At 26.2% G+C, this 11,003-nt stretch carries 11 protein-coding genes and 3 pseudogenes; 3 read left to right on the forward strand and 11 right to left on the reverse strand.

Annotation, left to right across the window (positions count from 1 at the left end):
- Positions 1 to 102: 102 nt before the first annotated feature.
- A pseudogene (locus tag KPL38_RS15700) lies at positions 103 to 573 on the forward strand (methyl-accepting chemotaxis protein); the annotation flags it as partial.
- Between the two features lie 154 nt (positions 574 to 727).
- Positions 728 to 2,086, forward strand: a complete 1,359-nt coding sequence (locus tag KPL38_RS15705; RefSeq protein ID WP_216290109.1) for an MATE family efflux transporter — start codon at positions 728 to 730, stop codon at positions 2,084 to 2,086.
- A gap of 140 nt (positions 2,087 to 2,226) precedes the next feature.
- Here KPL38_RS15705 and KPL38_RS20395 read toward each other — a convergent pair.
- The 3 genes and pseudogenes from KPL38_RS20395 to KPL38_RS15720 form a co-directional block, all read right to left on the reverse strand.
- A pseudogene (locus KPL38_RS20395) lies at positions 2,227 to 2,733 on the reverse strand (nitroreductase family protein).
- A gap of 390 nt (positions 2,734 to 3,123) precedes the next feature.
- The gene (locus KPL38_RS15715) at positions 3,124 to 4,164 is read right to left on the reverse strand and encodes an Rpn family recombination-promoting nuclease/putative transposase (RefSeq protein ID WP_216290110.1); all 1,041 of its coding nucleotides are present in this window, start codon (positions 4,162 to 4,164) and stop codon (positions 3,124 to 3,126) included.
- 227 nt (positions 4,165 to 4,391) lie between these two features.
- Positions 4,392 to 4,547: a hypothetical protein gene (locus tag KPL38_RS15720; protein WP_216290111.1), complete on the reverse strand. Its 156-nt coding sequence runs from the start codon at positions 4,545 to 4,547 to the stop codon at positions 4,392 to 4,394.
- 84 nt (positions 4,548 to 4,631) lie between these two features.
- Here KPL38_RS15720 and KPL38_RS15725 point away from each other — a divergent pair.
- Positions 4,632 to 5,009: pseudogene (locus KPL38_RS15725) on the forward strand (nucleotide disphospho-sugar-binding domain-containing protein); the annotation flags it as partial.
- 250 nt (positions 5,010 to 5,259) lie between these two features.
- Here KPL38_RS15725 and KPL38_RS15730 read toward each other — a convergent pair.
- The 8 genes from KPL38_RS15730 to budA all read right to left on the reverse strand — a co-directional run bounded on the left by KPL38_RS15730 (position 5,260) and on the right by budA (position 10,827).
- Positions 5,260 to 5,415, reverse strand: a complete 156-nt coding sequence (locus KPL38_RS15730; protein WP_216290112.1) for a hypothetical protein — start codon at positions 5,413 to 5,415, stop codon at positions 5,260 to 5,262.
- 71 nt (positions 5,416 to 5,486) lie between these two features.
- Complete coding sequence (locus KPL38_RS15735; protein WP_216290113.1) at positions 5,487 to 6,200, reverse strand: ABC transporter ATP-binding protein; 714 nt, start codon at positions 6,198 to 6,200, stop codon at positions 5,487 to 5,489.
- A 23-nt stretch (positions 6,201 to 6,223) separates the two neighbouring features.
- A complete protein-coding gene (locus KPL38_RS15740) occupies positions 6,224 to 6,823 on the reverse strand; it encodes a hypothetical protein (RefSeq protein WP_216290114.1) in 600 nt (199 codons plus the stop codon).
- A 76-nt stretch (positions 6,824 to 6,899) separates the two neighbouring features.
- A complete protein-coding gene (locus KPL38_RS15745) occupies positions 6,900 to 7,424 on the reverse strand; it encodes a stage II sporulation protein M (RefSeq protein ID WP_216290115.1) in 525 nt (174 codons plus the stop codon).
- Entirely contained in the window at positions 7,405 to 8,913 is a 1,509-nt protein-coding gene (locus tag KPL38_RS15750; RefSeq protein ID WP_216290116.1) for a hypothetical protein, read from the reverse strand. The genes KPL38_RS15745 and KPL38_RS15750 overlap by 20 nt, the downstream gene beginning before the upstream one ends.
- Before the next feature lie 125 nt (positions 8,914 to 9,038).
- Positions 9,039 to 9,266, reverse strand: coding sequence for a hypothetical protein (locus KPL38_RS15755; protein ID WP_216290117.1), 228 nt, complete (start codon positions 9,264 to 9,266; stop codon positions 9,039 to 9,041).
- A gap of 517 nt (positions 9,267 to 9,783) precedes the next feature.
- A complete protein-coding gene (locus tag KPL38_RS15760) occupies positions 9,784 to 9,993 on the reverse strand; it encodes a hypothetical protein (RefSeq protein WP_216290118.1) in 210 nt (69 codons plus the stop codon).
- 120 nt (positions 9,994 to 10,113) lie between these two features.
- The gene (gene budA, locus KPL38_RS15765; RefSeq protein ID WP_216290119.1) at positions 10,114 to 10,827 is read right to left on the reverse strand and encodes an acetolactate decarboxylase; all 714 of its coding nucleotides are present in this window, start codon (positions 10,825 to 10,827) and stop codon (positions 10,114 to 10,116) included.
- Positions 10,828 to 11,003: the final 176 nt, after the last annotated feature.

The raw sequence follows: 11,003 nt of genomic DNA on the forward strand, positions 1-11,003 counted from the left end.
GTTAAATTTAATTAACATATTCCTTTATCCTTTTTATATTTTAAGGGTTACTTAAATTTGCAAGTTACTTATATTATTAGGATATATTAAACTACACGTCTACAACAAGGGAAAGGGTTCGCAGTGGTAGCAGATGAGGTAAGAAAGCTTGCAGAGCAGTCAGCACAAGCAGTAATAAATATTCAAGATACTATTGTTAAGGTTCAAGTGGCATTCAAAAGCAGTATTGATACAGGTAGTAATTTATTAGAATTTATAAATACAAATGTTAAAGAACAATTTATTGCATATGCAGAAACAGGAAATCAGTATTATAATGATTCAGATTTTGTAAGTAAAATGTCTGAGGAAATAGCAGCTATGTCTGAAGAAATTACAGCAACAGTTGGGCAAGTAAGTCAAGCAGTTCAGGATATGGCTGAGTCTTCACAAAGCTCAAGTGAAAAAGCAACCATAATAAAAGAGAGTATGAATGAAACGTCGCAGGGTATAGGGCAAGTGGCATTAACAGCACAAAGCCAAGCAGAACTTGCTCAAAAATTAAATGAAATAGTTCAACAATTTAAGATTTAGCAGTGACCCAGGAGATGATTTAATAGAAAAAGTATACTTTTGTTATAAAAGTATACTCTTTTTTGTTTGCACAAAAAAACACATTAGATTATAATATTACATGTACATAATTAAATGATATAATTCATCAAAATATTAATGGAGGGCAATTTTTATGATACGAGACTTAACAAAGGGCAGTCCAGCTAAAATTATTTTAGTTTTCACACTGCCATTAATTATAGGTAATATTTTTCAACAATTATATAGCTTGGCAGATACTCTAATTGTAGGACGTACAATTGGAGTTAACGCTCTAGCAACAGTAGGATGCACTGCAAGTATTATGTTCCTTATACTTGGTTTTTCACAAGGATTAACTGCTGGATTTTCCATAATCACTGCTACGTACTTTGGATCTGGAGATAAACAGGGGGTAAGACATAGTTATGTGGCAAGTATTATACTAAGTTTATTAATCACAATAGTGCTTACAATTTTAAGCGTAACATTTGCACGACCAATTTTAGAGATAATGCATACACCACCAGAAATAATAGAAGGTGCTTATAATTTTATAATTATAATTTTCGCAGGTATTGTAGTGTCGATGTTATTTAACTTGTTTTCTAATGTTATGAGAGCTTTAGGAGACAGTCGAACACCTCTAATATTTTTAGCTATTGCTAGTATTATAAATATAATTTTAGATTTCGTATTCATTTTGAGATTCAATATGGGGGTTGAAGGCGCTGCGTGGGCAACTACAATATCTCAAGGGATTTCTGCTATATTATGCTTTAGCCATATCATGAGAAATATGCCTATTTTAAAACTACACAGGAATGATTGGTATCTGACAAGTGAAATCATATGGAATCATTTAAAAATGGGACTTCCTATGGCTTTCCAGGCTTCTATTATAGCAATCGGTGCAATTACTATTCAATTTGCACTGAATAATCTAGGAGAAATATCCGTAGCTGCATACACTGCTGCGCAAAAAATTGATATACTAGCTATTCAACCTATGATGTCATTTGGTATTACAATGGCTACATTTGTAGCTCAAAACTATGGTGCAGGCAAAATAGAAAGAATCCGCATGGGTATAAAACAATGTAGTATCATATCAGTAAGTTTTAGTATTATTATTGGTCTGTTTAATATTTTTGCTGGTCATTTTATGATATTACTTTTTGTAGGGGATAACCAACCAAAAGTAGTTTCTCTTGCACAAACCTATTTAAACATCAATGGATCAATGTATTTTGTGTTAGCACTACTTTTTATTTACAGATACAGTCTTCAGGGATTAGGACAGAGTCTTGCTCCTACTTTAGCAGGAGTTATGGAACTAATTATGCGAACCTTTGCAGCAATAATTTTATCAAAATACTTAGGTTTTACAGGGATAGCCATGGCCAGTCCTCTTGCATGGATTGGTTCTTGTGTACCTTTAGCAATTGCTTACTATATAACCCATAAAAAATTATATGGAGTAAATACGGCCAAATGCATAACTGAAGAATAATTATTTTGTTATGTAATCTATCTAAAAGTGACAAGAACGCAAGAATAATAGAGCTAAGGACATGGATAATGTTTAATCCATGTCCTTAGCTATCATTATATTAGATTTTAAAATCATCTATTTCAGTGATATTGCAAAATTTATTTATAACTTCCATAATGAACTCTTGTTTCATCAAATCTATCTACAAATTTATTTTCCTGACCATCGGGGTATCCTACTGGAATTAATGCAAAAGCTTCAATATTTTCAGGTAAATTAAATAATTTTTTTATATAACTCATTCTTTCCTCAATAGAAGCTACTCCAAGCCAAACCGCTCCAAGCCCTAAATCTACGGCTTATAAAAGAAGATTTTCTGATGCCGCTCCCATGTCTTGTGGTACACAACCTGGAGCCAATAATCCTTCTTTTCTAGATAAGAGAATAAATGTAACAGCTGAATCTGCTACCATCTTTGAATATGGGCTTGTTTGTGCTAATTTCTTTAATACCTCTTTGTCCTCAATAACTAAAAATTCCCAAGGTTGTTGATTTACTGCTGATGGAGCCTGCATTGCGGCTCTTAAAAGTTTTTCTATTTTTTCTCTTTCAATTGGTCGGTTTTCATATTTTCTTATACTTCTTCTGTTAAAAATTGCTTCCATTTTAATACCTCCAAATTTATATGAAAATTTCACTTAAATCTAATTATATGATAGTTTTTAACAACATATAGTGAGATTATTTATTGCTTCATCTATAATATATACTAACTCAATGTATATTAATTACAAGTACGCACTTATTTGACCCATAGTAACTAAAAAGATACTATCAGCCTTGGTAGATAATATAGAGGGCGTTGACGAAATACTTAATTTAATAAATAAGGATTAATTAAAAAACCCCATTTAAGATAATATTTTATTGTCTTAAATGGGGTTTAATTATAGTTTTATATACATAAAGTAAGCTTTAAATTTCTTCATAGTTTTTTCGTTTACTTTCTATATGTAAGTGGAAACATTTAAGAGAAAAGTGCTCAGTATCATCTTTTACAAGTATTTATTTATATCATCAACTTTTTCTAAATCAAATATATCTGTTGCTATTTGCTCAATAACATCCTCAGGTAAAGATTTAATCTTATCTATATAATAATCAGAAAGACCATTGAATCTTTTTTTTAGCTGAGTTATAAGGAGTTCTGACTTACCTTCTTTCTTGCCTTCTTTCTTACCTTCTTTCTTGCCTTCTTTCTTACCTTTTTTCTTACCTTCTTTTATTCCATCACTTTTTAATTTATCAAAGATGTTTGATGCATTAGAAACCATAATTTCAACCTCCTCTTTTTTATTATTATCAAATATATCATCTACTAACTCACTCATATTATATATTTCATTGCTATTAGTTGTATTTTTAATCCATCCCTTTAATAATAATTTTTCCTCAGAAGTTAATTTACTAAAATTAATTACTATATTCTTTAATCTTTCCAAAAATTCCATAGCATTTATATCTTGATCTAATAGAAATATGGCAGCGGCAATGTTTTTAAATTCATACAAATATTCCTTAGAGTATCTGTTTATATCTACTAGTATATATTTAAAGTCTAAAATATTATCCCCAAATAATTGACTTTCATTTATAATATCCTTAAAATTTCTAGCACAGGTCCATTTTTTTGTTCCATTATAAAGAACTATTGGAATAATTGCAGGAAGTCTGTAGCTTTTCCTTTTAATTTCTTTTTTCTCATTATTTCTTAATATCTCTCTCCATAGTTCTATCATATACATTAACAATCGTATAGGCATGCTGTGATCTACACTGGATTGCAGTTCGAGAAGGACATAAAATATTATGTTATCTTTTCCAATAGTTGCATTATATACTATATCAGATTCCAATTCCTCATAATCAGATAAAATATAAGATTTATCAACGAGTATTAATTTATTCTTTTCTAATTTATCTACCCATTCTCCTTGAATAAAGGTATTAACAAACGATAAAAAAGCATCATTTGTAGAAAACAAATCTTTATAACTTTTGTCATGAATGTTGTTTAAATTCTTTTTAAAACTCATATCCACTCTCCTAATTATATCAAATTTTACACTGAAATAATATATATTGTAATAATATTATTATTACCGCAATGCGAACATATATTCGCATTGAGGAGCATTTATTAATATATATAAAGTTATAAAAAAAGTTAATATAGTTATATAGTTATCTTCTAAAAATTTAAAATTGGAGGAATAAATATGCATAAAAAATATACTGTTTCATTTGATACATCAAATAAAATTCATTTCATTTTATTCTTATCTAGAAAAAAGCTTAAGCCCATAGTGACCCCTCCAATCATTCCTAATAATCCTCCAATTAAAGTCTTACTAGAAATGGACATTCCAACTATAAAAAATATAAGTCCTACTATAAATATAACAAATTTTTTGTTCATGTTTTTCCTCCATCCTACTATGTTTAAATTATACATAGTAATTTTAATCTAATGTTTTAAAGTAATATTTTTAAATTTAATATATCTAATAAAGATATTCCATCAAATTTTGTTGTTCGTAATTATGTGCCTCAACTTGAAATTTTAAAACAAGCGGATGTGTTTATTACCCATGGTGGTATGAACAGTACAAATTAAGGCTTGTATTATGGTGTTCCATTGGTACTTATTCCTCAATTTGCAGATCAGCCTTTTGTAGCAAAGAGAGTAGCGAAGCTTGGTGAAGGCATTGTTATTGAGAAAGATGAAGTTACGCCAGAGACATTAAAGCAGTCTGTAGTTAAGATTCTAACAGACAATAACTTTAGAATAAATAGTGAAAAGATTGGAAAATCACTTAGAGAAGCAGGAGGGTTCAAGAAGGGCGTTGACGAAATACTTAATTTAGTAAATAAGAATTAATTAAAAAACCCCATTTAAGATAATATTTTATTATCTTAAATGGGTTTTGTAAATTATAGTTTTATATACATAAAGTAAGCCTTAAATTTCTTCATAGCTTTTTCGTTTGCCTTATTTATGTAAGTAGAAACATTTAAGATATATATAAAGTTATAAAAAAAGTTAATATAGTGATCTTCTAAAAAGTTAAAATTGGAGTAATAAATATGCATAAAAAATATACTGTTTCATTTGATACTTTAAATAAAATTCATTTCATTTTATTCTTATCTAGAAAAAAGCTTAAGCCCATAGTGACCCCTCCAATCATTCCTAATAATCCTCCAATTGGAGTTTTACTAGAAATCGACATTCCAACTATAAAAAATACAAGACCTACTATAAATATAATGATTTTTTTGTTCATGTTTTTCCTCCATTCTACTATGTTTAAATTATACATAGTAATTTTAATCTAATGTTTTAAAGTAATATTTTTTAATTAACTATATCTAATATAGCTTCTTCTATATCAGTGTAGGTTTCTAGAAAATTTGATATAGAATTGTCTTTAATAATACTTCCATTATTAATAACTATAATTTTATCTGCGATTTGTTGGCAGAAATGTATATCATGAGTTGTTATTAGTATAGTTTTTCCTTCGTCTTTAAACTTTAATAAAACATCTTTTAAATATTTTACAGATACTATATCTAATCCTATTGTTGGTTCATCTAAAATTAATATTTCTGGAGAATATATTTTTAAAAAACAAAGGCTTAGTCTTTGCCTCATACCTCTAGAATAGAATTTAACTAATTTATCTTTATCTTTTAATAACTCGAATTCATTTAAAGTGTCCAATAAGTGGCTTTTAACTATTTTTTTTTGATATATTTCACTCATATAAACAAGGTTTTCGTAACCAGTTAAGTATTCTATAACTATTGGTTCATCTGGTATATATGCAAACTTTTTTTTAATATCTTTTTTATAAGGAGCAATAATTTCACAATCGTTTAAGTAGATCTTTCCACCATCCTTATTAGTTAGTACTAGTAATATATTTATAAATGTGGTTTTCCCTGCTCCATTAGGACCTACTAAAAAACTAATTTCTTTTTCATTTAAACCGATATGTATATTATCTAAAATGACTTTGTCATCTATTACTTTTGTAATTCCTTCAACATACAATTTATGTTTCATAGGTTTCCTCCCGCGTATTGCATTTATAATAGTGTAAGCAATTGGACTATAAATAAGGCACTGATTGCAATTAGATACATTATTTTTGTCAAAATCAGACTATTTTCTTTATACTTTAAAAATCTGAAAATTACCCAACATTGTATTATATTTATTATAAATCCATAAGTTATTGTTAATCTACTCAATTCATATGCTTTTCCAACAATAATAATGTAAAATGACTTAAACAAAAAATCACAAATAATTACATACAAACTTTTAATATAAGCATCTACTATTTCATAATAGTGAATTTTTTCAATAGTACTGCTTATTCGTATATCTATCTTAGCTAATAATAATAATAATAGACTCATCATATAAATGGAAAATATTGCTGTAGTTATATTAATAGCAAGTTGAACATAAGAACTTTTAAATACACCAACTAACAATAATGGCATTGTTTTATTACCTGGTGTAGCACTTGATGTAATTGATTTTAATAAGGCATCTAATGGAGTTATTGTGTGAGAGTATAAGTTAGAATATAATAGTATAGACATAAATAACATAACAAATATGAATTTATTATTAAAAATTAATTTTCTATAATTGAATTTAAATATTTTTTTTTCCATTCTTATTGAGCTCCTTACACAATTCATTTTTGGTTTTGGTTATGTTACTGTTGATTTTAATACATTGTAGTTTTATTTAAAATCTCATGGATATTGAACTTTCCACAACTGCAGCTATTAAATCTAAAAAAATAACAAAAATGAAAGAATATACTACATACTTAAGATAATATGTTATTTTAACCTTAGCACAATTGTTTTTTTTTGATTTTGAGATCAATATAGCAATTGGTAAAAAACCAACCGACATACTTATAATCATAGCTGGAAGTTCAAAAATTGCATGAGGAACAAATTTTAAGAGACTTGTATATAAACCAAACTCTTTAATTCCAGAGTTTAAAGTGGAGCCTAATGATATTCCATTAGTAACAAGAGAAAAAAAATTAAAACTTCCAAAACTAATTATTCCTATATAATTATATATTGCAATTTTACTATTATTAAAGAATATTTCATTAAAACCATAATTAACTACAGTGAATTTTATTTTTGCTAATGTATTTGATCCCGTGTTGTAACCTATAATTGTGAATAATATAAATAAACCTAAAGTAACATACCAAGTTAATTTAATGTTTTTATTCTTGCATACCTGCATATTCTCCATAAAACTCCTTTTTATTCTTCCCAATTTTCTTTCTATAAATTAAAGCTATAATACTACTTATTACTATAATTTCGATAGCTACAATTAAGAGAGAATTATTAATCTTAAGAAGTTGATCTATGATTAAAAAACTTATACCAAATACATACATTAGTAAACAATTTACAATTAAAGATTTATATAATGAAATCTTATTTATGATAATTAACGAGTTTTCATAAGATGTATTATATGCTCTATAATATACATTTATATAAGAGATACAAATACTAAAACTTATAATTATCCCGTTTAATGATACAAATTCAATAAATTTTAATCTTAATATTAGCTCAATAATCAACAAGGAAAACATACTAAAAAAAGATATTAATAAAATACTTAATTTAACTTTGCTTTTTAATAGTTTAGAGATATTATATCCAGTAGTTATATATATCTTTATCATTTTTCCTTCGTTGCCAAGTGATGTAATATCCATAAAGAGAGAGTCATACATGAAAATAATTGTAAATATAAAACCTAAGATATAACTTTTATTTATTAAAAAAAATTCTGTGCTATTATATATAGTTATTAAAAATAAAAAACTAGCAAGTGTAACATTATATTTTATTATTTTTTCTATTATTTTTATTTTAAGATTCTTTTTTCTCAAAACGACTAAAATATCTTTTTGCATAATAATATCTATAAAATTTAATACAATAATACTACTTCTTGAAATATTTTCTGATTTTTCTTTGTGTACTAAATCATCTATTTTTTTATAAAATATAAACTTCATCTTAAAAACAATAATAAAACTAATCATAAATATCATTATTGTATAAAAATTTGCCCAATTTAACTTTAAAAAACTTGAAATATAAAAACTTTCTTTTCTAATAAAGAAATTAATAATAATTAAATATAATATTGAAATAACAATCCCTGTAAAAATTGATTTTAAAGCTGATTTTATGTAATCATAGGATTCTCTATTATATTTGTATAAATTTAATGTTTGTTTTATATCACTAATTGTTAGAAATAATAATATGTCGAGTATCAAATAACTTAAACTATTAATAAATTTATATTTAAATATTATAAAATTAAAATTTACGATAATCAGTAAATATCCAAAATCTATGAGTTTTAATAGCTCGTATTTTAATATTTTTATGTAATAAATATATTTTTCATCTAAAGGCAATATTTTAGAATAGATAAAGCTTTTACTATGAAGCATTTTAAATAATTCACTATCACGTTGAAGGTTAAATGCAATAATTATTGTTAATATTGTGAAAATATTATATACAACTTTTTGATTTATATTAAGCACTTTTAATAAATAGAATCCACTGCTAACAATAGATAAGAAACAAGTTCCTATTATAAATGAAGTATCACTTACAGTAACACTCTTAAAATATTGTCTAAAAAAAGCTTTTATCTCTAATTTTATGATCTTTATTAAATTACTGTTTGCCATAATGGTCCCCTATCTTTATATATTAAGAAAAAGTATGTAAATAGTTCTTTAATTGAGTAATTAAAGATTGTTAAACCTTAATAATCATTTTTGGCTTAACAATCTTTAAGTAAGTAATTAAGTAATTACCAAGAGGTTAAAGCTCCATTCCCCTTTAAAATAAGCTTACTGATATAGGCAAATCCAACAGCCAAGACACCAGCGGCTATTATTGCACCAATTCCAGTAAAGGCAAGCGCTGCAGCAAGTCTAACAATGGACCATCCACCTTGAGAGGCAGCTTTTATAATTACTGTGGAAATTACACCAGCCATAGTAGCTGAAACACCAAATGTAGCAACTATCTTATTCATATACTCTCCTCCTTTTTTAATGAAAAATAGTTAAAAAATTCTCAATTATTTTCATTTCAAAATTATTTATATAATCTTTGAAACTCTTTAAATAACATGATTTAAAAAGTTTTAAAATATATACTATTTTAAAAATTAATATCATCTTTAAATTCAATAAAATGTAATTTCTAATTTGATTACCTCTATAAACATTTGTTAAATTTATAATTTGACGTTTATACCTTATTTAGACAGTATATTCTATAAAAATCTAAAATTCAACAATAATAGCATAAAACGCCGTTATTTAGACATCAACAGAATTTTAACAAATAAAAAAAAAGGGTAGCCTTAGAATGTAAGAATAAAGAATAAAGAATAAAGAATAAAGAAAAAATAAGAATACCTTAGTATTTAGTAAATAAGAATTAATTAAAAAACCTCATTTAAGATAATATTTTATTGTCTTAAATGGGGTTTAATTATTAAAGTATCGTAAATTTATGATTAATGAACTATATAAGAAAGTTACGACTTAATTTTTCTTGTTTTGTTTATTTAGCTGTTTAGTATACTTTTGTCTTAAATGGAGATATGTAAATAACATTATTATCATTGTTATAAAAACACCTTTATCTACTCTTTTATTTAGTAAGATACCAAAACTAAATAATATCAAACCTAAAATACAGAAGAATAATGTAAGTGTCTTCATCATGTTTAAATTTTCTAACTTTTTCTTCATTTCATCACCTGTCGTAAGTATAACATTAATTTCAAGTATAAGAGACCAAATTATCTAGAAATTGGTATTCTACCTTTGTAAGTAGTTATTCTGGTATCTATAAAGCTAGTTGAATAAAATTTATTTTTCTGAGGAAGAAAATTCATCTTTTAAATTTCCATAATCAAATTCGTTTTTCATGAAATTAGAATCATTTAATGGGAAATGGAGATCAATATTTTCTGCTACCTGGCATTTTATCTTCCCATAATTCAATGTAAAATTTAATAAGTGTCCTCCTAAATTTTTTTCTTTATTAATAAAGTGTAGATGAAAGCCTGAACCTGATACTGCTAAGTACAATTCTGGAATGTAGAAACCAACAATAGTACCTATGCATTTATCAATCTTATATTCTAATTGATCTTTAGTTGCATTAATTAATCTTGGATAAGGTTTTTCTTGTTTTATAACTGATCTAACATGTACATTTTCAAATTCTCCATCAATTCGAAACATGGAAAAAGTATTTCTACTGTCCAAATGTGTTAAGATTTTTTCTTTTACCTTATCTGCAGATAATTTATTATTAAAGGCAATTGTCTCATCTTCTTGAAAGCTACCAACCAGGGCATAAGCAACTTTTTGATGATTGTTAGCAATAGAAAAGATACCATCACGCCGTGATTGATAAGCTTTTCCATCAAGCACAATAAGTTCTCCATCTAATTCGTCAAAAGTTCCAATCCCCATATCTCCATGTTTTAATAATTCGTTAATTGCTAGGCTGCCTTCAAATAATCCGGTCATTAAGGTCCCTATTGAACCATGTTGAAACAATTTAATTTTTTTCATCGTTAGATTACTCCTTTTATATACTGATATCTTATATTTTACCATATTTATTAAAAATAAAACAAAGACCTGTTGTAAAATGAAGTTGAACCAATAAGAAATCCATAGTGGATTAATTCTGTGTTATGCTTTAATCGCCTAAACTAAAACACACAGGAGGATAATCACTATGGAAT

Source organism: Clostridium psychrophilum (assembly GCF_018861705.1).
Lineage (GTDB): Bacteria > Bacillota > Clostridia > Clostridiales > Clostridiaceae > Clostridium_AD > Clostridium_AD psychrophilum.

Coding starts and splice junctions, on each gene's coding strand:
- KPL38_RS15705 (WP_216290109.1), top strand. CDS start 728: ATGATACGAGACTTAACAAAGGGCAGTCCAGCTAAAATTATTTTAGTT.
- KPL38_RS15735 (WP_216290113.1), bottom strand. CDS start 6,200: ATGAAACATAAATTGTATGTTGAAGGAATTACAAAAGTAATAGATGAC.
- KPL38_RS15730 (WP_216290112.1), bottom strand. CDS start 5,415: ATGAACAAAAAAATCATTATATTTATAGTAGGTCTTGTATTTTTTATA.
- KPL38_RS15755 (WP_216290117.1), bottom strand. CDS start 9,266: ATGAATAAGATAGTTGCTACATTTGGTGTTTCAGCTACTATGGCTGGT.
- budA (WP_216290119.1), bottom strand. CDS start 10,827: ATGAAAAAAATTAAATTGTTTCAACATGGTTCAATAGGGACCTTAATG.
- KPL38_RS15760 (WP_216290118.1), bottom strand. CDS start 9,993: ATGAAGAAAAAGTTAGAAAATTTAAACATGATGAAGACACTTACATTA.
- KPL38_RS15740 (WP_216290114.1), bottom strand. CDS start 6,823: ATGGAAAAAAAAATATTTAAATTCAATTATAGAAAATTAATTTTTAAT.
- KPL38_RS15745 (WP_216290115.1), bottom strand. CDS start 7,424: ATGCAGGTATGCAAGAATAAAAACATTAAATTAACTTGGTATGTTACT.
- KPL38_RS15750 (WP_216290116.1), bottom strand. CDS start 8,913: ATGGCAAACAGTAATTTAATAAAGATCATAAAATTAGAGATAAAAGCT.
- KPL38_RS15715 (WP_216290110.1), bottom strand. CDS start 4,164: ATGAGTTTTAAAAAGAATTTAAACAACATTCATGACAAAAGTTATAAA.
- KPL38_RS15720 (WP_216290111.1), bottom strand. CDS start 4,547: ATGAACAAAAAATTTGTTATATTTATAGTAGGACTTATATTTTTTATA.